This window comes from Aquipuribacter nitratireducens, assembly GCF_037860835.1.
Taxonomy (GTDB): Bacteria; Actinomycetota; Actinomycetes; order Actinomycetales; family JBBAYJ01; genus Aquipuribacter; species Aquipuribacter nitratireducens.
In genome coordinates this window covers 113,273-140,181 of the sequence record NZ_JBBEOG010000002.1, presented here as the reverse complement: position 1 = coordinate 140,181, position 26,909 = coordinate 113,273, and the positions used below count along the sequence as shown (strand labels likewise).

23 protein-coding genes, 1 pseudogene and 1 riboswitch are annotated in these 26,909 nt (G+C 73.7%); of the genes and pseudogenes, 6 read left to right on the top strand and 18 right to left on the bottom strand.

Annotated features, from left to right (window positions below):
* Positions 1-41 precede the first annotated feature (41 nt).
* Positions 42-2,783: an ExeM/NucH family extracellular endonuclease gene (locus tag WAB14_RS04060; protein WP_340267667.1), complete on the top strand. Its 2,742-nt coding sequence runs from the start codon at positions 42-44 to the stop codon at positions 2,781-2,783.
* Here WAB14_RS04060 and WAB14_RS04055 read toward each other — a convergent pair.
* Positions 2,690-3,919, bottom strand: a complete 1,230-nt coding sequence (locus WAB14_RS04055; RefSeq protein ID WP_340267665.1) for an ATP-dependent DNA ligase — start codon at positions 3,917-3,919, stop codon at positions 2,690-2,692. The genes WAB14_RS04060 and WAB14_RS04055 overlap by 94 nt on opposite strands.
* A 69-nt stretch (positions 3,920-3,988) precedes the next feature.
* Here WAB14_RS04055 and ligD point away from each other — a divergent pair, with 69 nt between their 5' ends.
* The 4 genes and pseudogenes from ligD to WAB14_RS04035 all read left to right on the top strand — a co-directional run bounded on the left by ligD (position 3,989) and on the right by WAB14_RS04035 (position 6,773).
* Positions 3,989-5,074 (top strand): non-homologous end-joining DNA ligase, encoded by a 1,086-nt coding sequence (gene ligD, locus WAB14_RS04050; RefSeq protein WP_340267664.1) that lies wholly within the window; start codon positions 3,989-3,991, stop codon positions 5,072-5,074.
* Positions 5,075-5,151: 77 nt separating this feature from the next.
* Positions 5,152-5,493, top strand: a complete 342-nt coding sequence (locus tag WAB14_RS04045) for a YciI family protein (RefSeq protein ID WP_340267663.1) — start codon at positions 5,152-5,154, stop codon at positions 5,491-5,493.
* Positions 5,439-5,729 (top strand): annotated as a pseudogene (locus WAB14_RS04040) (sigma factor); the annotation flags it as partial. The gene WAB14_RS04045 and the pseudogene WAB14_RS04040, both read left to right, overlap by 55 nt.
* Positions 5,730-5,792: 63 nt before the next feature.
* A complete protein-coding gene (locus tag WAB14_RS04035; RefSeq protein ID WP_340268455.1) occupies positions 5,793-6,773 on the top strand; it encodes an RNA polymerase sigma factor in 981 nt (326 codons plus the stop codon).
* Positions 6,774-6,786: 13 nt separating this feature from the next.
* Here WAB14_RS04035 and WAB14_RS04030 read toward each other — a convergent pair whose 3' ends face one another.
* Positions 6,787-7,248 carry a hypothetical protein gene (locus tag WAB14_RS04030; protein ID WP_340267662.1) on the bottom strand — a complete coding sequence of 154 codons (462 nt, stop codon included), beginning with the start codon at positions 7,246-7,248 and terminating at the stop codon, positions 6,787-6,789.
* 36 nt (positions 7,249-7,284) lie between these two features.
* Positions 7,285-7,902: a DUF3592 domain-containing protein gene (locus WAB14_RS04025; protein ID WP_340267660.1), complete on the bottom strand. Its 618-nt coding sequence runs from the start codon at positions 7,900-7,902 to the stop codon at positions 7,285-7,287.
* A gap of 56 nt (positions 7,903-7,958) precedes the next feature.
* On the opposite strand from WAB14_RS04025, the gene WAB14_RS04020 reads away from it, so the two are divergent.
* Positions 7,959-9,203: an FAD-binding protein gene (locus WAB14_RS04020; RefSeq protein ID WP_340267659.1), complete on the top strand. Its 1,245-nt coding sequence runs from the start codon at positions 7,959-7,961 to the stop codon at positions 9,201-9,203.
* On the opposite strand, the gene WAB14_RS04015 is transcribed toward WAB14_RS04020, so the two are convergent.
* The 15 genes from WAB14_RS04015 to nuoF form a co-directional block, all read right to left on the bottom strand.
* Complete coding sequence (locus WAB14_RS04015) at positions 9,191-9,538, bottom strand: hypothetical protein (RefSeq protein ID WP_340267658.1); 348 nt, start codon at positions 9,536-9,538, stop codon at positions 9,191-9,193. The genes WAB14_RS04020 and WAB14_RS04015 overlap by 13 nt on opposite strands.
* Positions 9,539-9,632: 94 nt before the next feature.
* A complete protein-coding gene (locus WAB14_RS04010; RefSeq protein ID WP_340267657.1) occupies positions 9,633-10,514 on the bottom strand; it encodes an ABC transporter permease in 882 nt (293 codons plus the stop codon).
* Entirely contained in the window at positions 10,511-11,557 is a 1,047-nt protein-coding gene (locus tag WAB14_RS04005) for an aliphatic sulfonate ABC transporter substrate-binding protein (RefSeq protein WP_340267656.1), read from the bottom strand. Before WAB14_RS04005 ends, WAB14_RS04010 begins: the two co-directional genes overlap by 4 nt.
* A 56-nt stretch (positions 11,558-11,613) precedes the next feature.
* Positions 11,614-12,444: an ABC transporter ATP-binding protein gene (locus WAB14_RS04000; RefSeq protein ID WP_340267655.1), complete on the bottom strand. Its 831-nt coding sequence runs from the start codon at positions 12,442-12,444 to the stop codon at positions 11,614-11,616.
* 237 nt (positions 12,445-12,681) lie between these two features.
* A riboswitch (SAM riboswitch) is annotated at positions 12,682-12,774 on the bottom strand.
* A 73-nt stretch (positions 12,775-12,847) separates the two neighbouring features.
* Positions 12,848-13,399, bottom strand: coding sequence for a Uma2 family endonuclease (locus WAB14_RS03995; RefSeq protein WP_340267654.1), 552 nt, complete (start codon positions 13,397-13,399; stop codon positions 12,848-12,850).
* 93 nt (positions 13,400-13,492) lie between these two features.
* A complete protein-coding gene (locus tag WAB14_RS03990; protein WP_377002452.1) occupies positions 13,493-14,527 on the bottom strand; it encodes a polyprenyl synthetase family protein in 1,035 nt (344 codons plus the stop codon).
* Complete coding sequence (gene nuoN, locus WAB14_RS03985; RefSeq protein WP_340267652.1) at positions 14,524-16,104, bottom strand: NADH-quinone oxidoreductase subunit NuoN; 1,581 nt, start codon at positions 16,102-16,104, stop codon at positions 14,524-14,526. Before nuoN ends, WAB14_RS03990 begins: the two co-directional genes overlap by 4 nt.
* Positions 16,101-17,645 carry an NADH-quinone oxidoreductase subunit M gene (locus WAB14_RS03980; protein ID WP_340267650.1) on the bottom strand — a complete coding sequence of 515 codons (1,545 nt, stop codon included), beginning with the start codon at positions 17,643-17,645 and terminating at the stop codon, positions 16,101-16,103. Before WAB14_RS03980 ends, nuoN begins: the two co-directional genes overlap by 4 nt.
* Before the next feature lie 10 nt (positions 17,646-17,655).
* On the bottom strand, positions 17,656-19,599 hold the full coding sequence (nuoL, locus tag WAB14_RS03975) for an NADH-quinone oxidoreductase subunit L (protein ID WP_340268451.1): 1,944 nt from the start codon (positions 19,597-19,599) through the stop codon (positions 17,656-17,658).
* Between the two features lie 16 nt (positions 19,600-19,615).
* A complete protein-coding gene (nuoK, locus tag WAB14_RS03970) occupies positions 19,616-19,906 on the bottom strand; it encodes an NADH-quinone oxidoreductase subunit NuoK (RefSeq protein ID WP_377002511.1) in 291 nt (96 codons plus the stop codon).
* Positions 19,907-19,918: 12 nt separating this feature from the next.
* Complete coding sequence (locus WAB14_RS03965; protein ID WP_340267647.1) at positions 19,919-20,875, bottom strand: NADH-quinone oxidoreductase subunit J; 957 nt, start codon at positions 20,873-20,875, stop codon at positions 19,919-19,921.
* Positions 20,872-21,546, bottom strand: coding sequence for an NADH-quinone oxidoreductase subunit NuoI (nuoI, locus tag WAB14_RS03960; RefSeq protein ID WP_377002513.1), 675 nt, complete (start codon positions 21,544-21,546; stop codon positions 20,872-20,874). Before nuoI ends, WAB14_RS03965 begins: the two co-directional genes overlap by 4 nt.
* Before the next feature lies 1 nt (position 21,547).
* A complete protein-coding gene (gene nuoH, locus WAB14_RS03955; protein ID WP_340267642.1) occupies positions 21,548-22,993 on the bottom strand; it encodes an NADH-quinone oxidoreductase subunit NuoH in 1,446 nt (481 codons plus the stop codon).
* A complete protein-coding gene (locus WAB14_RS03950; protein ID WP_340267640.1) occupies positions 22,990-25,551 on the bottom strand; it encodes an NADH-quinone oxidoreductase subunit G in 2,562 nt (853 codons plus the stop codon). The genes nuoH and WAB14_RS03950 overlap by 4 nt, the downstream gene beginning before the upstream one ends.
* A complete protein-coding gene (nuoF, locus tag WAB14_RS03945) occupies positions 25,548-26,909 on the bottom strand; it encodes an NADH-quinone oxidoreductase subunit NuoF (RefSeq protein ID WP_340267638.1) in 1,362 nt (453 codons plus the stop codon). The genes WAB14_RS03950 and nuoF overlap by 4 nt, the downstream gene beginning before the upstream one ends.

Genomic DNA, 26,909 nt, shown 5'->3' with positions numbered 1-26,909 from the left:
TAGGTTCGACAGGTCAACGGACGACCGGGAAGGACCCCTTCGTGACCCACCAGCCCCCACGCGTCGCGTCGCCGCGGCGCAGACTGCGACCAGCGGCTGCCGCCGCGGCGCCGCTCGCCCTCGTCGCCGGCCTGCTCGCGGCAGCCCCTCCCGCTGCCGCCGCCACCGACCTGTACTTCTCGGAGTACATCGAGGGGTCGAGCAACAACAAGGCCCTGGAGATCTACAACAACACCGGCGCCCCCGTGGACCTCAGCGGCTACAGCGTCCAGATGTTCTTCAACGGCAGCACGACCGCCGGGCTGACCATCGCCCTCACCGGCACCGTCGCCGCGGGCGACGTGCACGTGCTCGCGCAGTCCAACGCCTCGGCGACGATCCTCGCGCAGGCCGACCAGACGAACGGCGCCGGCTGGTTCAACGGCGACGACGCCGTCGCCCTCCGCTCCGGCACCACCCTCGTCGACGTCATCGGCCAGATCGGCACGGACCCCGGCAGCGAGTGGGGCAGCGGCCTCACGAGCACCGCCGACAACACGCTGCGGCGGAAGTCGTCGGTCGACGCGGGCGACGCGGACGGCAGCGACGCGTTCGACCCCGCCGAGGAGTGGGACGGGTTCCCGACCGACACCTTCGACGGGCTCGGCTCCCACGGCGACGGGGGCGGCGGCGGGGAGGACCCCGAGCCGCTCGAGAGCCTCGTGTCCGAGGTCCAGGGCTCCGGCGCCACCTCCCCGCTGGCGGGGCAGGAGGTCGAGGTCGAGGCCGTCGTGACGTCCTTCATCACGAGCCGCGACGTGCTCGACGGGTTCTTCGTCCAGGAGGAGGACGCCGACGCCGACGCCGACCCGGCGACGTCGGAGGGCGTCTACGTGTTCTGCCGCGCGGAGTGCCCGGCCGACCTCGCCGCGGGCGACCTCGTCCGTGTCGTCGGGACCGTGGGCGAGTTCTTCGGCAACACGCAGGTCGACGCCACCGCCGGCGAGGTCGAGGTGCTCGACTCGGACCTGCCGCTGCCGAGCGCGACCACGGTCTCGCTCCCCGCGGGCGGCTCGACCGAGGACCCGGCGACCTTCGAGCCCGTCGAGGGCATGATCACGACGGTTGCGACCACGCTGGTGGTGAGCGAGTACTTCGAGCTCGCCCGGTTCGGCGAGATCGTCCTCACCGCCGAGGAGCGGCCCTACCAGTTCACGCAGACGAACACCCCGTCGGTCGAGGGCTACGAGGCGTTCCTCGCCGACCTCGCGACGCGCCGGATCGTCCTCGACGACGACAGCAACGACCAGAACGACGCCACGAGCGGCCCGCTCGACAACGAGCCGTACTACTACCCGACGCCCGGTTTCAGCGCGGAGAACTACGTCCGCGGCGGTGACACCGTCACCGGGCTCACCGGCGTCATGGAGTACGCCTTCGGGGCGTGGAAGCTGCGTCCGATCCCGGGTGTCGAGTACACGTTCGAGCGGGCGAACCCGCGGCCGGCGTCGCCGGACGACGTGGGCGGCCGCCTCACGGTCGCGAGCTTCAACGTCCTCAACTACTTCGCGACCATCGACACGACGTCGTCGAACAACAGCGGGCCCTGCGGACCCGCCGGCACCGCCGACTGCCGCGGGGCGGACTCCGAGGAGGAGCGCGAGCGCCAGCTCGCGAAGATCGTCGCCGCGCTGGTGGAGATCGACGCGGACGTCTTCGGCCTCATCGAGATCGAGAACGACGAGGGTCGCGCCACCGAGCAGATCGTCGAGGCGCTCAACGCCGCGACCGCACCCGGCACCTTCGACTACGTCGACACCGGGTTCATCGGCACGGACGCGATCAAGCAGGCGTTCGTCTACAACACGACGACGGTGGCGCCCGTCGGCGACTTCGACCTCCTCACCCAGGAGGACGACGAGCGCTTCCGTGACGACCGCAACCGCCCCGCCCTCATCCAGACCTTCGAGGAGGTCGCGACGGGTGAGGTCGTGACGGTGGCCGTCAACCACCTCAAGAGCAAGGGCTCCGGCTGCGGCGACGGCGACGACTCCCCGCAGGACGGCTCGGGCAACTGCGACCTCACGCGCACCCTCGCGGCGCAGGCGCTGGTCGACCACCTCGCCGGTGACCCCACCGGCAGCGGCGACCCGGACTTCCTCGTCATCGGCGACCTCAACTCCTACTCGCTCGAGCGGCCCATCGAGACGCTCCGCGACGCCGGCTACGTCGACCTGCTCGAGCAGTACGAGGGCCTGGAGTCCTACGGGTACGTGTTCGACGGCCAGCTCGGCCACCTCGACCACGCGCTGGCCACCGAGTCGCTCGCGGCGCAGGTGGCGGGCGCCGGCGGCTGGAAGATCAACGCCGACGAGGTGCCGCTGCTCGACTACAACGACACCGTCCGCGACACCGGCGAGGCGGCCTTCGAGCGGGAGTCCACCGCGCTGCCCTTGTTCGAGCCGAACGCGTACCGCTCGAGCGACCACGACCCCGTCGTGGTGGGGCTCAGCCTCGACACCGCGCCCGTCGCGGACGCCGGGGGCCCGTACACGGTGAAGCCGGGTGCGCGGGTCACGCTCGACGCCTCGGCCTCGTTCGACCTCGAGGGCGAGGACATCACGTTCGAGTGGGACCTCGACGGTGACGGGCAGTTCGACGACGGCACCGGCCCGACGGCCGAGTTCCGCGGCAACCGGCCGCCCGGCGACTACCCGGTCGCGGTGCGCGTGAGCGACGCCGACGAGTCGAGCGTCGACGAGACGGTCGTCTCGGTCGTCCCGCCGGGGCTGCAGCGCCCCTGATCGCGCCCCGCGCGACGAACCGACGGAGCCCCGTCCTGCCGACCGGCAGGGCGGGGCTCCGTCGTCACACCCGGCCCTGTGAGGACGTCGGTGAGGTCGAAGCGGACCGGGGTCTCCAGCTGGTCGTACGTGCAGCTGCGCGGCTCCCGGTCCGGGCGCCACCGCACGAGCTGCGTCGTGTGCCGGAACCGGGTCCCCTCCATGTAGTCGTAGCGGACCTCGACCACCTGCTCGGGCCGCAACGGGACGAACGACAGGTCCTTGCCGGCGTTCCAGCGGCTCTGCTCGTTCTTGCGGGGCGTGCGCTCCCCCGCCTCGTGCGCCGCCCAGTTCCACGGGTGCTCGTCGAGGTCCGTCACGAGCTCCTGCATCTCCTGCAGGAGCTCGCGCCGCCGCGCCATCGTGAAGCTGCCGCAGACGCCGACGCTCTGCAGCGTCCCGTCGTCGTCGTACAGCCCGAGCAGGAGCGAGCCGAGCGCGTCGGGACCGGACTTGTGGACCCGGTAGCCCGCGACGACGCAGTCGGCGGTCCGCACGTGCTTCACCTTCGTCATGACGCGCTTGTCCGGCTGGTAGCGCAGGTCCGGCTTCTTCGCGACGAGCCCGTCGAGGCCCGCCCCCTCGAAGACCTCGAACCAGCGGGCGGCCTCGGCCTCGTCGCTCGTGGCGGGCGTGACGTGGACGGACGGGTGGTCGGCGGGCAGCACCTGCTCGAGCCGCTCGCGGCGCTCGGCGAAGGGTCGCTGGGTGAGGTCCTCGTCGCCGAGCGCGAGCAGGTCGAACGCGACGAACGCCGCGGGCGTCTGCTCCGCGAGCAGCCGGACGCGGCTGTCGGCGGGGTGGATGCGCTGCTGGAGCGCCTCGAAGTCGAGCCGGTTGCGGGCGGTGTCGGCGACGACGACCTCCCCGTCGACGACCGCACGCTCCGGGAACGCGTCGAGGACCGCGGCCACGACGTCCGGGAAGTAGCGGGTGAGAGGCCGCTCGTTGCGGCTGCCGATGACGACCTCGTCGCCGTCGCGGAACACGATCGCCCGGAAGCCGTCCCACTTCGGCTCGTAGAGGTGACCGGGCGGGATGCCGTCGCCGGGCTTCGCGAGCATCGGCTTGACGGGCGGCATGACAGGCAGGTCCACGGCGGCAGTCTGCCGCCCCACCCCCGACAGAAGCACCCGACTGACGGGCGGCGGGCCTACGGTGGCCGCATGGCGAAGGCCCCGGCCGCGACGGTGCAGGCAGGCGACCGGGAGGTCCGCGTGACGAGCCCGGACCGCGTCGTGTACGAGGCCACCGACCGCACCCCGGCCGTCACGAAGCTCGAGGTGTGCGAGTACTTCGCCACGGTCGGTGAGGCGATGCTGCGGGCCGTCGGGGAGCGGCCGACGGCCATGGAGCGCTGGCCGGACGGCTGGCGCGAGGGCATGCGTCTGGCGACCGGCCCGCAGGACCGGGAGGGCGACGGCTTCTACCAGAAGCGGTTGCCGAGGGGTGCGCCCGACTTCGTCGAGACGGTCCGGATCACCTTCCCCAGCGGACGCCCCGCCGACGAGCTGTGCCCCACCGAGCCCGCCGCCCTCGTGTGGGCGGCGCAGATGGGCGCCCTCACGTTCCACCCGTGGCCGGTGCGACGCCCCGACGTCGACCACCCGGACGAGCTCCGGCTCGACCTCGACCCGCAGCCCGGCACCGGCTTCGCCGACGCGCGCCGCGTGGCGCTGCTGACCCGCGACCTGCTCGCCGAGCTCGGGCTCACCGGCTTCTGCAAGACGAGCGGCAACCGCGGCGTCCACGTCTACGTCCGCATCCAGCCGCGGTACTCCTTCGAGGACGTGCGCCACGCCGCCATCGGCCTGGGCCGCCTGCTCGAGCGCCGCGACGACCAGGTGACGACGGCGTGGTGGAAGGAGGAGCGCGGCGAGCGCGTGTTCCTCGACTACAACCAGAACAACCGCGACCGCACCATCGCCAGCGCGTGGAGCCTGCGGGCCCGGCCCGGTGCACCGGTCAGCACACCGCTCACGTGGGACGAGCTCGCCGACCTCGACGACCCGGCGCGCCTCACCCTCGCCACGGTGCCGGCGCTGCTCGCCGGGCGCGGCGACCCGTGGGCCGGCATGGACGACGAGGCCTTCGCGCTCGAGCCGCTGCTCGAGCTGTGGGAGACGCTGCCCGGCGGCGAGCTCAACTTCCCGCCGGACTACCCGAAGATGCCGGGCGAGCCGCCGCGGGTGCAGCCGAGCAAGAAGGTCGCCGCCCACTGGGACGAGGACGGCAACCGGATCGAGACGTAGTCGCCGCCGGCTGTCGATCCCGGCCGGTCCCGAGCGACAGCATGGTGTCCGACCCACCCATCCCGGAGGAGGCCACCATGGCCAAGTACCTGGTCCTGATCTACGAGGACGAGACGAAGTACGTCGACGCGACGCCCGAGGAGTGGCAGGCGTCCATGGCGGAGCACGAGGCGTTCTCGGCGGCCGTCGGCGAGCACGGCGGCACCATCGTCGGCGGCGAGGCCCTGCACCCCACGTCGACGGCGACGACGATCCGCGGCGGCGAGCTGAGCGACGGCCCGTTCCTCGAGTCGAAGGAGGCGCTCGGCGGCTACTACGTCATCGACGCCCGCGACCTCGACCACGCCATCGAGATCGCCCGTCTCTGCCCTGCCGGTGCCGGCGGGGTCGAGGTGCGTCCGGTCATGGAGTTCGACTGACCGGCCCACCGGCGACCGCGGCGGCGGCCGACGACGCGCTGGACCGGGCCCACCGCGGGTCGTGGTCCGTCGTCGTCGCGGCCGTCGCCCGGACCGTCCGCGACCTCGATCTCGCCGAGGACGCCGCCGCCGAGGCGTTCGCGCAGGCCGCCGAGCGGTGGCGCCACGACGGGGTCCCCACCAACCCGGTCGGGTGGCTCGTCACCGCGGCGCGGCGGCGTGCCCTCGACCAGCTGCGCCGCCGCGCCGGTCTCGCGCGCCGTCTCCCCCTGCTCGTGGTCCCCGAGGCGACCGACGACGTGCTCACGGAGGTCGGCGACGACGTCGACCGGGAGGCCGGCAGGGAGGTGCCCGCGGTGTTCGGCAGCGACCTGCTCCGGCTCCTCTTCACGTGCTGCCACCCGTCCCTCGCCCGGGACGCCCAGGTCGCGCTGACGGCCCGCCTCGTCTGCGGGCTCACGACCGCCGAGACCGCGCGCCTCCTGCTCGTGCAGGAGGCCACGGTGGCCGCACGCGTCACCCGGGCGAAGAAGAAGATCGCCGCGGCCGGCGTCCCCTTCCGCGTCCCGACCGGCGCCGAGCTGCCCGACCGCCTCGACACCGTCCTCTCGGTCGTCCACCTGCTGCTGACCGCCGCGCACACGGCGCCGGTCGGCGAGGACGTGGTCCGGGAGGACCTCCTGCTGCGGGCGCGCGAGCTGACGGGCGCCCTGGCCGGGCTCATGCCCGACGAGCCCGAGGTCCTCGCCGTCCACGCCCTGGTGCTGCTGACCTGGGCCCGGCGGCGCGCTCGCCAGGGCCCGGACGGGCGGCTGCTGCTCCTCGCCGAGCAGGACCGGTCGCTGTGGGACGGCGACGTCGTCGCCGAGGCCGACCGGCTCGTGCGGCGGGCGCTGCGGGCGCGCCCGCCCGGCCGGTTCGCCCTGCAGGCGGCGATCGCCGCCTGCCACGCGACGGCCCCGGACTACGCGGGCACCGACTGGGAGGAGCTCCTCGGCCTCTACGACCGGCTCCTGCACGTCTGGCCGACCCCGGTCGTCGCGCTCAACCGCGCGGTCGCCCTGGCCGAGGTCGACGGGGCGCGGGCGGCGCTCACCGCCGTCGACGAGTCGGGCGTCCCGGACACCTACCCGTACGGGCACGCCGTCCGGGCGCACCTGCTCCGCGAGCTGGGCCGTACCGCGGAGGCGAGGCGGGAGTACGACCGGGCCGCCGCGCTCACCGGCAACGCGCACGAGCGGATGTTCCTCCTCGCGCGTCGCGACGCGCTGCCCGGGTGAGCCGGGCGCCGGCTCAGCCGCCCTCCTGCTCGATGTCCTCGCACAGCGCGGAGCCCTGGACGGCGGGCAGGCTCTCGCACCGGTCGAAGACGAAGATGTCGGGCTGGTTGCCGTCGAGCGCGTCCGGGTAGGACGCGGCCGCGTCGCGGAACTCCTCGTACGTCTCGCACGCGTCGAACGCGTCCGAGATCCGGTCGCCGCCCTCGGCGAGCGCCGCCTCGCACGGCGCCAGCGCGTCCCCCGCCGCGCCGGTCGCCTCGCCCGCCCCGGTCGCGTCGGTCGTCTCGGGCGCCCCGGTCGGGTCGATCGGCTCGGCCGTCTCCCCCGCCGAGGTGTCCTCGGGCGGCGGCCCCGCCGTCACGGCGCCCTGCGGCCCCTCGTCGGGCAGCCGGTCGCTCACGCAGCCGGGGAGCAGCACCAGCGACAGGGCGGCGAGCAGGACGACAGCACGGACGGGGCGGGGCGATCCGGACATACCCCCACGCTCGCACGTCGCCCGCGCGACGTCTCGTCAGGACGGGGACGCCCAGTCCCGGTCCCGCGGCCCGGGAGCGGGACGCGGTCCCACCGGCCGGTACGGGTCCGCGGCCACGGGGAAGGGCCCGGCCGGGGGCGCCGCCACCGTCCTCGCCGGTGCCGTCGCGACCGCCACCACGGTGAGGACCGCGACGAGGACCACGGCCCCGAGGGCGCCGAGCGCGACGAGGCCCGCGGCGCGCGCGACGACAGAATCCGCCGGGGACGACGGCGTCCCGCCCGCGGCCCCGTCGACGTACGGGTCGTCCGCTGCGAACGCCCACTCCGGGTCGAGCGGGTCGTAGGCGACCTCGACCGTGTCGCCGACCTCCGGCACCTCGTCGCTCCACTCCCAGTCCACGTACGTGACGACGACCTCACCGTCGTCGGTCGTGAAGCGGACGTCGACCGTCGGCCACGTCGGGTCGAACTCGTCGTCGACGTCGAGGACCTCCGCCTGCGCGGAACCGGAGAGATCCTCGGCCATCACCTCGCCGAGGAACCGGTCGACCCCACCCCCCGTCGTGCCGGCGAGGACCCCGGCGACCATCGCGACGAGGAGGAGGACGCCGGCCAGGACGGACCCGGTCACGGCACGTGCGGTGCGGCTCACGCCGGAGTGTAGGCACGGCCCGGTCGCCGCCGTCCTGCGTACGGCACAGTGTCACCGTGGCAGCGCTGCGGAACTGGGCCGGGAACGTCACATTCGCGGCACGGGAGGTCCACCGGCCCGCGGACGAGGAGTCGCTGCGCCGTCTCGTCGCCGCGTCGTCCCGGCTGCGGGTGCTCGGCAGCGGCCACTCCTTCTCCCCGGTCGCCGACACCGACGGCGACCTCGTGGTCCTCGACCAGATGCCCGCCGACGTCGACCTCGACACCGCCACCGGGGTCGTGCGGGTGGCGGCGGGGCTGCGCTACGGCGACGTCGTGGAGCGCCTACACGCGGCCGGCCGCGCCCTGCCGTCGATGGGCTCGCTGCCGCACATCTGCGTGGCAGGCGCGGCGGCGACCGGCACCCACGGCTCCGGCGACGGGAACCAGGTGCTGGGCGCGTCGGTCGTCGGACTGCGACTCGTCACGGCGGACGGCGACGTCCTCGACGTCGGTGCGGACGACCCGCGGCTGCCGGGTGCCGTCGTGTCGCTGGGGACGCTCGGCGTCGTCACGCACCTCGACCTCGCGACCGTCCCGACCTACGACCTCACGCAGACCGTGCTCGAGGGACTGCCGCTCGACGCGCTCGACGACCACCTCGACGACGTGATGGCCGCCGGGTACAGCGTGAGCGTCTTCACCACGTGGGGCCCCGAGCGTCGCGCGGCAGTCTGGTGCAAGCGGCTCGTCGACGCGGAGCCGCTGCCCGAGGGGTGGCTCGGCACCACCCCCGCGGACGGCGCCCGCCACCCGGTCCCGGGCGAGGCCGCGGACCACGCCACGCAGCAGCTCGGCGAGCCCGGGCCGTGGTTCGCGCGGCTGCCCCACTTCCGGCTCGAGTTCACCCCCAGCGTCGGTGAGGAGCTGCAGTCGGAGTGGCTCGTCCCGCGCGGGCAGGCCGTGGCCGCGCTGCGCGCGGTGGCCGGGCTCGCCGACCTCGTCCACCCCGTCCTCGCCGTCAGCGAGCTGCGGAGCATCGCCGCCGACGGGCTGTGGCTGAGCCCCGCCGAGGGTCGCGACAGCCTCGGCGTGCACTTCACGTGGGTGCCCGACACCGAGCGGGTGCTGCCGGTCGTCGAGGCGCTGGAGGAGGCGCTCGCGCCGTTCGCGGCCCGGCCGCACTGGGGGAAGGTGTTCCGCGCCGAGCCGGCGGCCGTCCAGGCGCTCTACCCGCGCCTCGACGACTTCCGGGAGCTGCGCCGCTCGCTGGACCCGACCGCCACCTTCGGCAACGCGTTCACCGCCCGCTACGTGGACTGAGTCGCCCGCTCGCCGGCGTGCTGGTGCGCGAGCCACGCGACCGCCCGCACGCCGCGGCCGAGCGCGACGAGAGCGACGCCGAGACAGGCGAGCACGAGGCTGAGGACGAGGAGGGGCGTGACGAGACCGGTCGTCCCACCGGCGTCGCGTGCGGTCGCGTCGAGCAGCCACAGCAGCGTCACGGGCCCCACGGCCAGCAGGAGCCACCCGGCCACGACCGTCGCCGTGCCCCACGCGTGCACGGCGCTCGCTGCCGGCGCCACCGGTGGCCGGGGGCCCTCCCGGCGGTTGCGCTGCGCGTTCGCGTACCAGCCGGACCCTGCGAGATCACCCACGCGACCACCCGCCCCTCCGGGCGGACCGTAGCGCGGGGCCGGGGCCGGTGTCAGCGGTCGCTGTCCGCCCTCACCCGTCCGTCGTCGGCGCGGGTCAGCGCAGGCGCGCGAGCACCCGCTTCTCGACCAGCGCGAGCACGACGTCGCTCAGCTTGCCGATGACGGCGAGCAGCACGATCGCCAGCAGGATCCCGTCGACGCGGCCGGTGTTCTGGCTGTCGACGAGGAGGAAGCCGAGCCCCTGCGAGGACGCGATGAGCTCGGCCGCGACGAGGAAGAGCCACGCCTGCGCGAGACCCAGCCGGGCGCCGGCGAGCAGCGACGGCGCCGCGCTCGGCAGCAGGACGGTCGTCACCCGCTGCCGCCACGACAGCCCGTAGGCGCGCGCGACCTCGAGCAGGCCGAGGTCGACCTGGCGGATCCCGGCGACGAGCGTCGCGAGGACGGGGAAGAACGCCCCGATCGCGACCAGCGTCACCTTCGGCAGCTCACCGAACCCCGCCCACAGGATGAGGAGCGGGACCCAGGCGAGCGACGGCACGGCCCGCACGGCCACGAGGACCGGGGACAGCAGCGCGTCGACGACGCGGCTGAGCCCCACGGCGATGCCGGTGACCACGGCGAGCGCGGCGCCGATGCCGAAGCCGAGCAGGACGCGCTGGACGCTGATGCCGATCGTCGGCCAGAGGTCGCCGTTCTCGATGAGCCGCCGGGCCTCGCCGAGCACGTCGACCGGCGGCGGGAGCACCGACGGCGACACGCGCCCGCTGGTCGTGACGAGCTGCCACGTGAGGAGGAGGAGCACGGGCAGGACGAGCCCCAGCCAGCCCCGCCACGACGGGCGGAACCGGCGCGGACGGCGGGCCACCGACGACCCGGACGCGCCCGGGGCGATGCCCGTGGTGGGCTCGACCGGCGCCGTCGGCTGCTGCGACGTCACGGCGGTCCGCCTCTCGTGGTGGGTGTCGACGCTCATCCCTGTGCCCCCACGACCTCGGTGATGGTCTCGCCGCCGAACAGGCCCTCGAGGGAGGTCTGCGCGGCCTCCTCGCTGTCGACCTGCTCCTCGGCGACGACGATGGGCGTGATCCGCTCGAGCACGGCCCGCAGGTCCTCGCCGGGGACCGGGTCGACGGTGAGGTCGGTGCGCTCGTTGAGCACCGTGTCGGCGACCTCGACGGACACCCCGGACTCGCTCGCGAGGAGCTCGGCGGCCTCCTCCGGGTTGTCGGCGATCCACTGCCGGGCCCGCTCGTACTGCTCGAGGACGAGCGCGACGACGTCACCGTGCTCCTCGAGGTAGTCCTCGCGGACGTTGAGGACGCTGAAGGTGTTGCGCTCCGGCGCCCGGACGACGAGCTGCGCGCCCTCGTTGAGCTCGGCGTCGGCCATCATCGGGTCGAGCCCCGCCCACGCGTCGACGTCGCCGCGGATGAGCGCGGTCCGTCCGTCGGCGTGCTGGAGGTTGACGACCTCGACGTCGTCGGCGGACAGGCCGGCGTCGGCGAGGGTCTGGAGGAGGAAGAAGTACGGGTCGGTGCCGAGCGTCGCCGCGACCGTCTTCCCGGCGAGGTCCTCGGCCGAGGTGATGTCGCTCTCGGGGCCGACGACGATGGCCGACCACTCGGGCAGGCCGAGGACGTCGACGGTCTTGAGCGGGAGGCCGTTCGCGCGGGCGACGAAGGCGGCGGACCCGGCGGTGGAGCCGAAGTCGACGATGCTGCCCCGCAGGGACTCGTTCGCCTTGTTCGAGCCGGCCGAGTGGGTCCACGTCACCTCGACACCGTCACCGGCGGCCTCCTCGACCCAGCCCTGATCCTTGAGGACGAGGCTCGCGGGGTTGTAGTACGCGTAGTCGAGGTTGATGGTGTCGGTGCTGAGCCCGGCGGTCTCGGTGCCCGCGGCGGCGGACGCGTCGTCGGTGCTCGTGCCCGAGCCGCAGGCGGCCACGCCGAGGGCGAGGGCGGCGGTGGCGGCGAGCGCGCCGAGGGTGCGGCGGGACAGGACGGTGCGGGTCACGGGGGTTCTCCAGGTGCGGTCGGGACGGTCGGGGGTGGGGTGGGGGCGGGGGGCGCTCATGCGTCGTCCCCCACGCCGACGAGCGACAGCAGCCGGGTCCGCAGCCGGGCGGCGGCGGCGAGCTGCTCGGGGTCCGTGGTGTCGCGGGGCCGGTCGAGGTCGACGCCCACCCCGGTCGCGCGTCCGGAGCCGGCGGCGCCGAGGACGGTGACGGAGTCGGCGAGCCGGACGGCCTCGTCGACGTCGTGGGTCACGAGGACGACGGTCGTGCCGTCGGCGTGGACGAGCTCGTCGACGAGGGCCTGCATCCGCAGGCGGGTGAGCGCGTCGAGCGCGGCGAAGGGCTCGTCGAGCAGGAGCACGCCGGGCCGGGCGATGAGCGCGCGGGCGAGCGCCGTCCGCTGCGCCATGCCACCGCTGACGGCTGCGGGACGGTAGTCGCCGTAGCCGTCGAGCCCGACGCGGTGGAGCAGCTCGTCGACCTCGACCGCGTTCCCCGCCGAGGGGTCGTGCCGGCGGCGGCGGGTGGCGCCGAGGGCGACGTTGGCGCGCAGGTCGAGCCAGGGCAGGAGCCGCGGCTGCTGGAAGACGACGGCGACCCGGTCGTCGCCCTCGACGACCGGGTCGTCGCCGAGCCGGACGGTGCCGGTCGTGGGGCTGGTGAGGCCGCCGAGGACGCGCAGCAGCGTCGACTTGCCGCAGCCGGACGGGCCGAGCACGGCGTGGACGGCGCCGCGCGGCACGTGGAGGTCGAGGTCGGCGAGGACGGGGCCCTTGCCGAAGTCGACACCGACGCCGTCGACGCGGACGGGGAGGGGGACGCCGTGCGGGTGGGGGGTGGGGGCGGGGCGGGCGCCCCGGGTGAGGGACGCGAGGGGGCTGGACATGACTCTCCGGGACGGGCTCGACCCGCGCCCGCGCGGCAGGGCGGGTGCGGTGGGGTCGGACGGGGACGGGCAGCGAGGTGCTGCCGGGGTGGCGGCGGTGCCGCCCGGGGTGGCGCCGGCGCGGTGCGCTCAGCGCAGCGGCATTCGCCCGTCGGCCCGACGACAGGCGGCGACGGCACGGCGGCACAGGTCGACGTGCGGTCGTCCCACGAGGACCAGGGTGTCCGACATCAGTTCCCTCCATCGGTCCTGGCGGTAGCACCCGCTCCCGTCACCGGGGGGTTGCTGCGACGTCGACGAGCCAGGTCTCTCGGTCGCTCTGGATGGCTGGTGAGAGAGTAGCCCGAGGCGTCCCGAGTCGCGAAACCGGTGGTCCGCCGGTTGAGACGGCGGCGCCCGTCGCTCAGCGCCGGCCGAGGGCGGCGGGACGGATGGTCACGGGGAACGGGCGCTCGAGCCGGACCTCGTCGTCGCCGGTGACGCGGGCGGTCTCGACGTAGCGGCCGTCGACGAGATCGAGGACGAGCAGGGACGGCTCCTCGGGGTCGAGCACCCAGTACGACGCGACGCCGGAGTCCTCGTACAGCCCCCGCTTGAGGAGCAGGTCCTTGCTCCGCGTGCTCGGCAACAGCACCTCGACCGCCAGGAGCAGCGGGCGCTGCACGTTCGCCGGGCCCACGTCCTCGCTGCGCACGACCAGCAGGTCCGGCTGCAGCGACCGCACACGACTGGGTCGGTAGTCCAGGGGAGCGACGAACACCTCGGTGCCCGGCACCTCCGCCTGCCGCAGGAGGACGAAGAGGTCGCCCACGAGGCGTTGGTGCCCCGGGACCGGTGCCGGGGTCACGAGCAGCACCCCGTCGGCGAGCTCGTACTGGAGCCCGTCGTCGGGCAGCCGGTCGAGGTCGTCGACCGTCCAGTGGCCCTCACGCGGCATCACCGTCACAGCGGCCATGGTCCTCCCCCTCACCCGGCATGTCACCAGCCTGGCGGAGCGCGGCCGACGTCATCGGCGCTCGTCCACAGGCCCTGCGGGCCGGTGCGGACGTCAACCGGTGCGGTCGGCGAGCGCCTCGGCGACGGCGGCGAGGGCGTCCCTCGCCGGTGACACGGGCAGCGGGGCGAGGGCGTCGACGGCGTCGGCGGCCCAGCGGCGGGCCTCCGCACGCGCCTCGCCCGTGACGGGGTGCTCCCGGAGACGGGCGACCGTGTCGGCGAGCACCGCGTCGTCGGTCAGGTCCCCGTCGAGCGTGTCGAGCAGGTCCCCCGACCCCGCGGGCGCCTCACCGGCGGACACCGCCCGCCGCAGCAGCAGCACGGGCAGCGTCGGCACGTGCTCCCGCAGGTCCGTTCCCGGCGTCTTGCCGGAGTCGGCGCGGTCGGCGGCGAGGTCGAGGACGTCGTCGGCGAGCTGGAACGCGACGCCGACCTTGTCCCCGTAGCGGACGAGCACGTCCTGCGTGGCCTCGTCGAGACCGGAGAACATCCCACCGAAGCGCGCGGACGTCGCGATGAGCGAGCCCGTCTTGTCCGAGAGCACCTGCAGGTAGTGCGCGACCGGGTCCTCGCCGTCGCGCGGTCCGACGGTCTCGCGCATCTCCCCGAGCACGAGCCGCTCGAACGTGCGCGCCTGGATGCTCACCGCCGCCGGACCCAGCCGCGCCCCGATGACGGACGCCCGGGCGAACAGCAGGTCGCCGGTGAGGATCGCGACGGTGTTCCCCCACACCTCCTGCGCGGCCGGTACCCCCCGGCGAACGGTCGCGGAGTCGATGACGTCGTCGTGGTACAGCGTCGCGAGGTGCGTGAGCTCGACGACGACCGCGGCGTCGACCACGAGCGGGCCCGGTGTGCCGAGCTCCGCGGCGAGCAGGCACAGCAGCGGCCGGGTCCGCTTGCCGCCGGCGCGCACGAGGTGCCCCGCGGCGTCGTCCGCGAGCGGGTCGGCGCTGCGGACGGCGTCGTGCACGGCCGCCTCGACGTCGGCGAGGCCGAGCACGACCGCCTCGCGCAGCGCCGGGTCGGCGACGCCGTACGCCAGGAGGCGGTCGGCGTGCTCCTCGGTGCCGACGCCGGGGCTCACAGCGCGAAGAAGCCGGACTGCTCCGCCAGGCCCAGCAGCGGGGTGGGCAGCACGCCGAGCAGGACGGTGACGGCCGCGGCGACCGCGAGCACACCGGTGAGCGCGGCGCTGGGCGTCGCGACCCGGGCGGTGTCGTCACCGGCGTCGGCGAAGTACATCGACACGATGATCCGCACGTAGAAGACCACCGCGACGGCGCTCGTGAGCACGCCGACGACGGCGAGCACCTCGGCCCCGCCCGCGATGGCCGCGCCGAACACCGCGACCTTCCCGACGAACCCGCTCGTGAGGGGGATGCCGGCGAGGGCGAGGAGGAACAGCGAGAACATCGCCGCGAAGACCGGGGAGCGTCGCCCGACACCCGCCCACGAGCGGATCGTCGTGCTCTCCCCGCCCGCGTCGCGCACGAGGGTGAGGGCCGCGAACGCCCCGATCGTCGTGACGCCGTAGGCCGCGAGGTAGAACAGCGACCCGCTGACGCCGGCGGTGTCGAGCGCGAGGACGCCGGTGAGGATGAAGCCGGCGTGCGCGACCGAGGAGTACGCGAGGACCCGCTTGATGTCCTGCTGGATGACCGCGACGACCGTCCCGAGGACCATCGTCGTGATGGCGACGGCCCACAGCACCGGCAGCCAGTCCCAGCGGTTGTCGGGGAACGCGACGTACAGCACGCGCAGGAGCGCCCCGAAGGCCGCCACCTTCGTCGCCGCCGCCATGAACGCCACGACCGCGGTCGGGGCGCCCTGGTAGACGTCGGGGGTCCACGAGTGGAACGGGGCGGAGCCGACCTTGAACAGCAGGCCGATGACGAGCAGGCCGAAGCCGAGGACGAGCAGCTCCTCCTGGCCGGTCACGGTCTGCACGGCCGTGCGGATGTCGGCGAGCGCGATCGACCCGGCGAAGCCGTAGAGCAGCGCGGCGCCGAAGAGGAAGAACGCCGAGCTGAAGGCCCCGAGCAGGAAGTACTTGACGGCCGCCTCCTGGCTCAGCAGCCGGCGCCGACGCGCGAAGCCGCACAGCAGGTACAGCGGCAGGCTGAGGACCTCGAGCGCGACGAACATCGTGAGGAGGTCGTTCGCGGCGGGGAACACGAGCATGCCGAGGACGACGAAGAGCAGGAGCGGGAAGACCTCCGTCTGCTCGAGACCGGCGCGCCGTGCGGCGGCCTCGCCCGGCGACCCGGGCACCGCGGAGGCCTGGGCGGCGAAGCCGGGCTCGTCGTCGACGCGGTCGTCGAAGAGCAGGACGCCGAGGATCGCGAGGACGAGCACGGTCGCCATGAGGAAGCGGGTGACGCCGTCGATGGCGATGGACCCGCTCGCGGTGACGACGGCCTCGTCGCTCCACGTGAGGACGAGCGCGACGAGCGCGGCGACGAGACCGCCGACGGACACGACCACCTGCGCCGCGCGACGGCGGCCGCGCGGCAGGGCGGCCTCCAGGGTCACCGACACGATCGCGACGGCGGCGACGACCCACATGGGGGCGGTCGCGACCCAGTCGATCTCGGGCGGGGCGATGCCGCCCCCGCCGACGGTGCCGCCGAGCGGCAGCGCCACGGACGCGAGCGCGCTCACTGGTCGGCCCCCTCGGCCTCGAAGAGCGGGGCGGGGTCGGTCATGCCGGTCTGCTCCATCGTGCGGTCGACGGCGGGCGTGAGGATGTCGAGGACGGGCTTGGGGTAGAAGCCGAGCGCGATGATGACCGCGAGCAGCGGCGCCACGACGAACGCCTCCCGCCCGCGCATGTCACGCCGCGGGTCGCTCTCCAGCGCCGCGAGCGCAGGGACGGTCGTGCCCGTCATCATCCGCTGGTACGTCCACAGGATGTAGAGGGCGGCGAGGATGATGCCGCCCGTCGCGATGACGGCCGCCCACTGGTAGCGCTCGAACGTGCCGACGAGGACGAGGAACTCGGAGACGAAGCTCGACAGACCCGGCAGGGCGAGGCTCGACAGACCCGCCACGAGGAACGCGCCCGCGAGCAGCGGCATGACCCGCTGGCCGCCACCGAAGTCGGCGATGAGGCTCGAGCCCCGCCGCGTCGCGAGCATGCCCGCGACGAGGAACAGCGCGGCCGTGGAGAAGCCGTGGTTGACCTGGTAGAGCGCGGCCCCGGACTGCCCGGCCGTGGTGAAGGCGAAGATGCCGAGGACGATGAAGCCGAAGTGGCTGATCGACGTCCACGCGATGAGCCGCAGGACGTCGCGCTGGGCGAGGGCGACGAACGCCCCGTAGAGGATCGACACGAGCGCGAGCACGACGACGACCGGCGCCGCCCACACCGACGCCTCGGGGAACAGCGGCAGCAGGATCGTCAGCATCCCGAAGGTGCCGACCTTGTCGAGCACGCCCACGAGCAGCACGGCGGCGCCCGGCGGCGCCTGGGCGGCGGCGTCCGGCAGCCACGTGTGGACGGGCCACAGCGGCGCCTTCACCGCGAACGCGACGAACAGCCCGAGGAACAGCCAGCGTCCGGTCTCGGTCGACACCTCGAGGTTCGTGAGGTTCGCGAGGAGGAAGCCGTCGGCCCCGCCCGGGCCCACCACGTACGTGCCGATGACGGCGGCGAGCATGACGAGACCACCGGCGAGGGAGTACACGAGGAACGTCGTCGCGGCCTCGCGGCGGCGCGGGCCGCCGTAGCGCCCGATGAGGAAGTACATCGGGACGAGCATGACCTCGAAGAACACGTAGAAGAGGAAGAGGTCGCGCGCGGCGAAGACGCCGATGACGAGCGCCTCGAGCACGAGGACGAGCGCGAGGAAGCCGCGGTCGACCTGCCCGGCGGCGGCCGGCCCGAGCTCGCGCCACGACGCGAGGAGGCAGACCGGCACGAGCACGGCCGTGAGGGCGACCATCGACAGGGCGATGCCGTCGACGGCGAGGGCGTACGTGACCCCGAGCTGCGGGATCCACGACACCTCCTCCGCGAACTGGTACTCCCCCGCCGCGGGCACGTCGAAGGTGAGCGACATCGCGACGACGAGACCGAGGACCGCGAGGGAGAACGCGAGGGCGACGGCCTTCGCGGCGTCGGTCCGGCCCTTCGGCAGGAGGGCGACGACGGCCGCCCCGACGAGCGGGAGGACGAGGGCTGCGGTCAGCCAGGGGAACACGGCCGTCCTCTCAGTTCTGCACGATCACGAGGGCGGCGACGACGAGGCCGACGCCGACGAACATGGACAGGGCGTAGGAGCGGACGAAACCGGTCTGCAGCCGCGACAGCCCCGTCCCGATGCCGCTGACGGAGCGGGCGAGGGCCCGCACCGCGCCGCTCACCACGTCGTCGTCGAGCTGCCCCATGCCGCGGACGAACGCCTGGCCGGGCTCGACGAACGCGATGTCGTTGACGTCGTCCTGGAACAGGTCGTTGCGGGCGGCGCGCGTGGCGAAGGAGCCGCGCGGGGCCGTGACGGGGACCGGCTGGCGCAGGTACATCGCCCACGCCGTCGCCACCCCGACGACGATGACGAGCAGCGTCGCGGCGGTGACGATGGTGAGGTCGATCACGGGCTCGACCTCCGGGGGCGCGGTGAACACCGGCTCCAGCCAGTCCTCGAGCCAGTGCGTGTAGTACAGGAGCGGGCCGAGGCCGGCCGACCCGACCGCGAGCACGACCATGGGCGCGACCATGAGCGCCGGGGACTCGTGCGGGTGCGGCGCGGGCGCGTCGGTGCCGTCGTGCCAGCGGCGCCTGCCGTGGAACGTCATGAAGAACAGCCGCGACATGTAGAACGCCGTGATGCCGGCGCCGATGACGGTGACCGTCCCCAGCACCCACGGGCGCCAGCCCTCGCCCTCGAACGCCGCGTGGATGATCTCGTCCTTGGAGAAGAAGCCCGAGAACGGCGGGACGCCGATGATGGCGAGCCAGCCGAGCCCGAACGTGATCCAGGTCGCCATCATGACCGTCCGCAGACCGCCGAAGCGGCGCATGTCGGTCTCGTCGTTCATGCCGTGCATGACGGAGCCGGCACCGAGGAACATGCCGGCCTTGAAGAAGCCGTGCGTCAGCAGGTGGAAGATCGCGAACACGTAGCCGATGGGGCCGAGCCCGGCGGCGAGCATCATGTAGCCGATCTGCGACATCGTGGAGGCGGCGAGCGCCTTCTTGATGTCGTCCTTCGCGCTACCGACGATCGCCCCGAAGAGCAGCGTGATGGCGCCGACCACGGCGACCGCGAGGGTCGCGGCGGGCGCGCCCTCGTAGATCGGGCCCGAGCGCACGACGAGGTAGACACCGGCGGTCACCATGGTCGCGGCGTGGATGAGCGCCGACACGGGCGTCGGGCCGGCCATCGCGTCGCCGAGCCACGACTGGAGAGGGAACTGCGCCGACTTGCCGCACGCCGCCAGCAGCAGGAGCAGGCCGATGGCGGTGAGCCAGCCCTCGCTCGCGCCGGACGCCCCGCCGAGCACGTCGGTGAACGACACGGACCCGAACGCCACGAACATCGCCATGATCGCCAGGGAGAGGCCGAAGTCGCCGACGCGGTTCGCGACGAACGCCTTCTTCGCCGCCACGGCGTACTCGAGACGGTGGTTCCAGAACCCGATGAGCAGGTACGACGCGAGACCCACGCCCTCCCACCCGACGTACAGCAGGAGGTAGCTGTCGGCGAGGACGAGCAGGAGCATCGCCGCGACGAAGAGGTTGAGGTAGGCGAAGAAGCGCCGCCGGCCGGGGTCGTGCTCCATGTACGACACCGAGTACAGGTGGATGAGCGTCCCGACGAACGTGATGAGCAGGACGAACGACAGGCTCAGCGGGTCGACGAGCAGGCCGGCCTCGACCTGGAACGTGCCGGCCGGCACCCACGAGAAGCCCGCGACGGAGCGCGCCCGCTCCTCCGCGTCGTGACCGAGCACCGACCAGAAGACGGCGGCGCCGACGACGAACGCGGCGGTCGAGGCGGCGACGCCGAGCCAGTGACCCCAGCGGTCTGCGGAGCGACCGGCGAGCAGCAGGACGCCCGCGCTGACGAGCGGGATGACGACGAGCAGCCACGCGAGCGGCTCGGCGCCGGTCGCGGGCACGGCGGTGAGCCCCTGCGTCGGGACAGGCGACAGCAGCACAGCCGTCCTCTCAGTACTTCAGCAGGTTCGCGTCGTCGACCGACGCGGACCGGCGGGTGCGGAAGATGGCCATGATGATCGCGAGGCCGATGACGACCTCGGCGGCGGCGACGAGCATGACGAACAGCGCGACCGTCTGCCCCTCGAGGTCACCGTGCATGCGGGCGAACGCGACGAAGGCGAGGTTCGCGGAGTTGAGCATGAGCTCGACGCCCATGAACACGACGATCGCGTTGCGGCGCACGAGCACCGTCGCCCCGCCGACGGCGAAGAGGACCACCGACAGGTAGACCCAGTACATGAGGTCCACGGCTCAGGCCTTCCGGGTGCTGGCGGAGTCGGACGTTCCGTCGGAGGCGTCGCCGGTGGCGGTGTCCTCGCCCAGCGGGCCGTCGCCGTGACGCGGGTGGTCGCGGTCGATCGGGTGCCCGCCGACGGCGGACCCGCGGGTGCGGCTGCCGCGCCCGTCCGGGTCGACGTCGGCGACGATCTCCGGGACGTCGTCGACGAGGGTCGTCGTCGACAGCGTCTGACCGCGGGCCTGGAGGACCCGCGACACCGACAGCTCCGACGGGCTGCCGTCGGGCAGCAGGGCAGGGGTGTCGACGGCGTTGTGCCGGGCGAAGGTGCCGGGCGGCGGCAGCGGGGTCATCCGCTGGCCGCGGCGCAGCCGTGCCTCGGAGATCGAGCGCTGGGTCGGCCGCTCGCCGGTGCGCTCGCGGTGGGCGAGGACCATCGCGCCGATCGCGGCGACGACGAGCAGGGCCGCGGTCAGCTCGAACGACCACACGTACCGGCTGAAGATCCGCTCGGCGATGCCGGTGATGTTGCCGGCCTCGTTGACCGCCTGGAGCCCGACGGGCTCCGGCCACGCCGTGCGCCCGAGGGCCACGAGCACGAAGATCGTGAAGCCGCCGCCGGCGAGGAGGGCGGCGAGCCGCTGGCCGCGGATCGTCTCGACGAGGGAGTCGGAGGAGTCGACGCCCACGAGCATGAGGACGAAGAGGAACAGCATCATGACGGCGCCCGTGTAGACGAACACCTGGACCATGCCGAGGAACGGCGCCTGCAGCCCGACGTAGACCCCGCCGAGGCTCACCATGACGACGGCCATGGACAGCGCCGCGTGGACGGCCTTCCGCGCGAAGATCAGCCCGAGCGACGCGAGGACCATGAGCGGGCCGAGGGTCCAGAACAGGGCGGCGTCGCCGGCGCTGGAGCCGACCTCGGCGCCCGTCTCCGCCACCGCGAGCGCGACGTGGGCGCTCATGCGCGGGCCCCCTGCTCCTCGACCCAGCGACGCTGCGCCTCGGTGGGGCCCGTGACCTCGTTGCGGTAGTAGTCCTTCTCCGTCGTGCCCTCGACCATCGGGTGGGGCGCGGGGAGCATGCCCTCGCGCAGCGGGGCGAGGAGCTGGTCCTTCGTGAAGATCGTCGCCTCGCGGGTGTGGTCGGCGAGCTCGTACTCGTTCGTCATCGTGAGCGCCCGCGTGGGGCACGCCTCGATGCAGAGCCCGCAGAAGATGCACCGCAGGTAGTTGATCTGGTAGACGCGTCCGTAGCGCTCGCCGGGGCTGTAGCGCTCCTCGTCGGTGTTCTGCGCGCCCTCGACGTAGATGGCGTCGGCGGGGCACGCCCACGCGCACAGCTCGCAGCCGATGCACTTCTCGAGCCCGTCGGCCCAGCGGTTGAGCTGGTGGCGGCCGTGGTAGCGGGGCGCGGTCGGCGCCGGGCCCTTCTTCCTCGGGCCCTCCGGGTACTCCTCCGACAGCACCTTCCGGAACATGGTGGAGAAGGTGACGCCGAAGCCGGCGACGGGGGCGAGGAGCTCCCCGAGCCACGTGCTCGGCGGACGGCCGGAGCGGTCGGCGCCGTCGCCGTCGCCGACGGAGCCGGTGGGCCGGTCGACGTCGCGGCCGTCACCGGCCTTCTTCTCGGGCAGGTCAGCCACGCGGTGCCTCCTGGTCGGTGGTGCCGGCGTCGGGCTCGCCCGCGCCGACGGCGGCGGGCTCGCGGGCGGCGCTGCGGCCGGCGTCGGTCGGGCGGGCCTCGCCGAGGCCGCCGCGGGAGCGGACGATGGTCTGGCCGGGCAGCGGCGGGACGGGGAAGCCGTCCGCGAACGGGTCGACCTCCTTCTCCTCCTTCTCGGGCTCCGCGACGACCTTGCCGCCGATGAACGACACCCCGACGACGAGGAGGGCGCCGAGCACGGCCACCCCGATGAGGACCTGCTGCTGGGTGAGGACCTCGTAGACGATGAGGCCGCGGGCGATGCCGAGGACGATCACCCACGCGAAGCTCGCCTCGATGAGGACCTTCCAGCCGAGGTTCATGAACTGGTCGTAGCGCAGGCGCGGGAGCGCGCCACGGAGCCAGAAGAAGCCGAAGACGATGATCCACATCTTGATCGTGAACCACAGCACCGGCCAGAAGCCCGTGTTGAACCACGAGGTGCCGGCCTCGACGCCGAACCAGCCGTCCCCGAGGAAGGGCAGCCCGACCGGGCCCAGCTGCAGCGGCGCGAAGGGCCACGGCGCCATCCAGCCGCCGAGGAACAGGGTGACGGCGAGGGCCGAGACGGTGAACATCGCGACGTACTCCGCGAGGAAGAACAGCGCGAACTTCAGCGAGGAGTACTCGGTGTGGAAGCCGCCGACGAGCTCGCCCTCGCCCTCGGGCAGGTCGAAGGGCGCGCGGTTGGTCTCGCCGACGATCGCGACGAGGAAGAAGAGGAAGCTCGGCAGCAGCGGGATGAACAGCCAGAGGTCCTGCTGCTGCTCGACGATCCGCGACGTCGACATCGAGCCGGTGTAGATGAACACACCGACGAGCGCGAGACCCATGATGAGCTCGTAGGAGATGACCTGCGCCGTCGAGCGCAGGCCGCCGAGCAGGGGGTAGGTGGAGCCCGACGCCCAGCCGGCGAGAACGAGCCCGTACACGCCGACGCTCGCGGCGGCGAGCACGAACAGCACCGACACCGGCACGTCGGTCACCTGCAGCGGCGTGGTGACGCCGAAGACCGTGACCTCGGGGCCGAGCGGGATGACGGCGAACGCGAGGAACGCCGGTGCCGCGGAGATGGCCGGGGCGAGGACGTAGACGACCTTGTCGGCGCCGGCGGGGACGATGTCCTCCTTGAGCGCGAGCTTGACGCCGTCGGCGAGGGACTGCAGCAGGCCGAACGGGCCGTGGCGGTTGGGACCGGGACGCTGCTGCATCCGGCCGAGGATCCGCCGCTCGGCCCAGATCGCGACGAGGACGTTGACGACGAGGAACGCGAAGACGAGGACCGCCTTGATGAGCGCGATCCACCACGTGTCGTTGCTGAAGTCCGATGCAGGACCCTCGAGACCGCCGAGGGCCGGCAGGGCGAGGAACTGGCTCACGCCTGGGCTCCCGTCGTCGCGATCTGGTCCGGTCCGGCGGCAATTCCTACCAGGTCCCCGGCGCCCGATCCCACCTGCCGGCGCACCTCGCTGCCGCGGGAGCGCGTCGGCAGCCACACGACACCGTCCACCATCGTCCGGTCGACGACGACGGGCAGCGTGACGGTGCCCGCGGGACCGGACACGGCGACGGTGCCGCCGGCGCGCAGCCCGTGGGCCTCGGCGGTGGCCGCGGAGACGCGGGCGTGGGCACGGTGAGCGGTCCCGGCGAGGTACGCCTCGCCGTCCTGGAGCCGGCCGGCGTCGAGCAGGAGGTGCCAGGTGGCGAGGACCGCCCGCCCGACCGTCGGCACGGCCGCGGCGCCGGGGGCGACGTCGGGGACGGTCGTCCTGCTGCCGTCCCACGCGCCGACCTGCGACAGCTCGTCGCGCAGCTGCAGGGCCTTCGCGGCCCCGAGCGTGACGCCCATGGCCTCGGCGAGCTCGTCGAGCACGCCGTGGTCGGCGACCGCCCCGCTCGGCAGCACCGCCTCGAAGGGGCGCAGCCGTCCCTCCCAGTCGAGGAACGACCCGGCCTTCTCCGCGACGGGCGCGACGGGCAGGACGACGTCGGCGAGCTCGGTGACGGCGCTGCGCCGCACCTCGAGGCTCACGACGAACGACGCCCTCTCGAGCGCCGCGCGGGCGGCCGCGGGGTCGGGCAGGTCGTCCGGGTCGACGCCGCCGACGAGCAGCCCGGCGCCCTTGGCGGCGGCCGCGAGGATGCCGGCGGTGTCGCGGCCCTTCTTCGACGGGAGCCGGTCGACGCCCCACGCGGCGGCGACGTCGACGAGGGCGGCCTTGTCGAGCGGCCGTCCACCGGGCAGGACGTTCGGCAGCGCACCGGCCTCGACCGCACCGCGCTCGCCGGCGCGCCGCGGCACCCACGCGAGGCGGGCGCCGGTGGCCTCGGCAGCGGCTGCGGCGGCGCTCAGCCCGCCGGGGACCTGCGCGAGGCGCTCGCCGACGAGCAGGACGGCGCCGTCGAGCCGGAGCGCGGTCGCGACCGGGTCCGCGGCGGTGCTCGACGCGGCGGACCGGAGCAAGCCGGCCTCCGCCCCGGGCACGCACTCGACGAGCACCCCGGACAGCTTCTCCAGGCCGCGCGTCGCGAAGGGCGCGAGCGACGTCACGGTGAGCCCGCCGGCGCGCACCGCCTTTCGGAGGCGGAGGAAGACGATCGGGGACTCCTCCTCGGGCTCGAACCCGACGAGGACGACCGCACGGGCGCGCTCGAGGTCGGCGTACGTCACACCGATACCGGTGCCGGCGACGCGCGAGGCGAGGAACGCCTCCTCCTCGGCGCTGTGCGGGCGCGCCCGCATGTCGACGTCGTTCGTGCCGAGGACGACGCGGGCGAACTTCGCGTAGGCGTACGCGTCCTCCACCGTCGCGCGGCCGCCGACGAGGGTGCCGACCCCGGCCGCGTCACGCGCTGCGGCGAGCCCGCGCGCGGCGACGTCCAGGGCGTCGGGCCACGACGTCTCGACGAGCTCGCCGGTCGCCTCGTCGCGCACCATCGGCGCCTCGAGCCGGTCACCGAGCGTCGGGTACGTGAAGGCCCAGCGGCCCTTGTCGCAGTTCCACTCCTCGTTGACCGCAGGGTCCTCCCCCGCGAGCCGGCGCAGGACGACGCCGCGCCGGTGGTCCGCGCGCACGGCGCAACCGGACGAGCAGTGCTCGCACACGGTCGGGCTCGACACGAGGTCGAAGGGCCGCGCGCGGAACCGGTACGCCGCGCCGGTGAGCGCGCCGACCGGGCAGATCTGGATCGTGTTGCCGGAGAAGTACGAGGCGAACGGCGCGCCGGCCTCGTCGAGCTCCGCGGCGCCCTCGGTGAGGCGCTCGCCGGCGAAGCCCAGCACCTGCTGGTCGAACGTCCCGATCTGCTGCGCCGCACCGCGCTTCTGCAGGTCGATGAAGGTGTCGCCCGCGATCTCCTTGCTGAAGCGCGTGCAGCGCTGGCAGAGGATGCACCGCTCCCGGTCGAGGAGGACCTGCGTCGAGACCTTGATCGGCTTGGCGAAGGTCCGCTTGACGTCGACGAAGCGCGACGTGCCGCGTCCGTTGCTCATCGCCTGGTTCTGCAGCGGGCACTCCCCGCCCTTGTCGCAGATCGGGCAGTCGAGCGGGTGGTTGACGAGCAGGAGCTCCATGACGCCGTGCTGCGCCTTGTCGGCCACGGCGGAGGTGTTCTGGGTGCTGACGACCATGCCGGGCGACACGGTCATCGTGCAGCTGGCCTGCGGCTTCGGCATGGGCCGGACGTTGCCCTCGCGGTCGGGCACGGCGACCTCGACGAGGCACTGCCGGCACGCGCCCGCGGGCTCCAGCAGCGGGTGGTCGCAGAAGCGCGGGATCGCGATGCCGAGCTCCTCCGCGACGCGGATGAGGAGGGCCCCCTTCGGTGCCTGGACCTCGATCCCGTCGATCGTGAGGGTCACCAGGTCCTCGGCGGGCACCTCCGTGCGCGCCAGGCCGGTGTCGCGGCTGGTGTCGTGGCCGGTGGAGAGGCTCATGCCATCCCTGCTGGTTCTGCGTGGCTGACGGTGGGCATGCGGTCGGCGTCGGCGAAGACGCTCGAGCGCTCGTACGGGAACAGCTCCCACGCCGGGGTGTGCGTGCCGGAGAGGAACTCGTCGCGGAAGTACTTCACGGCGCTCGTGATGGGACTCGTGGCGCCGTCGCCGAGCGCGCAGAAGGAGCGCCCGAGGATGTTGTCGCACGTGTCGAGCAGCGTGTCGACGTCCTCCTCGGTGCCCTTGCCCGCCTCGATGCGGCGCAGCACCTGGACGAGCCAGTACGTGCCCTCGCGGCAGGGGGTGCACTTGCCGCACGACTCGTGGGCGTAGAACTCCGTCCACCGCAGGACCGCCCGCACGACCGACGTGGTCTGGTCGAACATCTGCAGGGCGCGGGTGCCGAGCATGGAGCCGGCCTGCATCGTCGACTCGAAGTCGAGCGGCACGTCGAGGTGCTCGGCCGTGAACAGCGGTGTCGAGGACCCGCCGGGCGTCCAGAACTTCAGCTCCCCGGGCGTGCCGTCCGGCAGGTCGCGCATGCCGCCCGCGAGCTCGAGGAGCTGCCGCATCGTGATGCCGAGCGGGGCCTCGTACTGGCCGGGGTGCTTCACGTGGCCGGAGACGCTGAAGAGGCCGTACCCCGTCGACTTCTCCGTGCCCAGCCCGGCGAACCAGTCGGCGCCCTTGCTCACGATCGAGGGGACGCTCGCGATGGACTCGACGTTGTTGACCACCGTCGGGCGGGCGTACAGGCCCGCGACGGCGGGGAACGGCGGCTTGAGCCGGGGCTGGCCGCGGCGACCCTCGAGGGAGTCGAGCAGGGCCGTCTCCTCCCCGCAGATGTAGGCGCCCGCGCCGGCGTGGACGACGACGTCGAGGTCGAACCCGGAGCCGAGGACGTCGGTGCCGACGTAGCCGGCCTCCCGGGCCTCCTCGACGGCCTGGAGCAGCCGGCGGTAGACGTGGAGCTCCTCGCCGCGCAGGTAGATGAACGCCCGGTTCGCGCCGATCGCGTAGCTGGAGATGACGACGCCCTCGACGAGGAGGTGGGGCGTCGCGAGCATGAGCGGGGTGTCCTTGCACGTGCCCGGCTCGGACTCGTCGGCGTTGACGACGAGGTAGCGGGGCTTGCCGTCGTCGGGCGGCAGGAAGCCCCACTTCATCCCGGTGGGGAACCCGGCGCCGCCGCGGCCGCGCAGGCCCGACTTCTTGACGGCGTCGACGAGGTCGCCCGGCGCCATGCCGAGCGCGGTGCGGAGGGCGGCGTAGCCGCCGTTGGCCTCGTACGTGCGGCGGGTCCACGGCCTGTCCGCGTCCCACGTCGCCGAGAGGACGGGGGTGAGCATGTCGACCAC

Bases quoted from the DNA above. Each gene is read 5' to 3' on its own strand.
- ligD (WP_340267664.1), top strand. From the start codon at position 3,989: ATGGCGAAGGCCCCGGCCGCGACGGTGCAGGCAGGCGACCGGGAGGTC.
- WAB14_RS04045 (WP_340267663.1), top strand. From the start codon at position 5,152: ATGGCCAAGTACCTGGTCCTGATCTACGAGGACGAGACGAAGTACGTC.
- WAB14_RS04030 (WP_340267662.1), bottom strand. From the start codon at position 7,248: ATGTCCGGATCGCCCCGCCCCGTCCGTGCTGTCGTCCTGCTCGCCGCC.
- WAB14_RS04010 (WP_340267657.1), bottom strand. From the start codon at position 10,514: ATGAGCGTCGACACCCACCACGAGAGGCGGACCGCCGTGACGTCGCAG.
- WAB14_RS04000 (WP_340267655.1), bottom strand. From the start codon at position 12,444: ATGTCCAGCCCCCTCGCGTCCCTCACCCGGGGCGCCCGCCCCGCCCCC.
- WAB14_RS03995 (WP_340267654.1), bottom strand. From the start codon at position 13,399: ATGGCCGCTGTGACGGTGATGCCGCGTGAGGGCCACTGGACGGTCGAC.
- nuoK (WP_377002511.1), bottom strand. From the start codon at position 19,906: ATGTACTGGGTCTACCTGTCGGTGGTCCTCTTCGCCGTCGGCGGGGCG.
- WAB14_RS03965 (WP_340267647.1), bottom strand. From the start codon at position 20,875: ATGAGCGCCCACGTCGCGCTCGCGGTGGCGGAGACGGGCGCCGAGGTC.
- WAB14_RS03950 (WP_340267640.1), bottom strand. From the start codon at position 25,551: ATGAGCCTCTCCACCGGCCACGACACCAGCCGCGACACCGGCCTGGCG.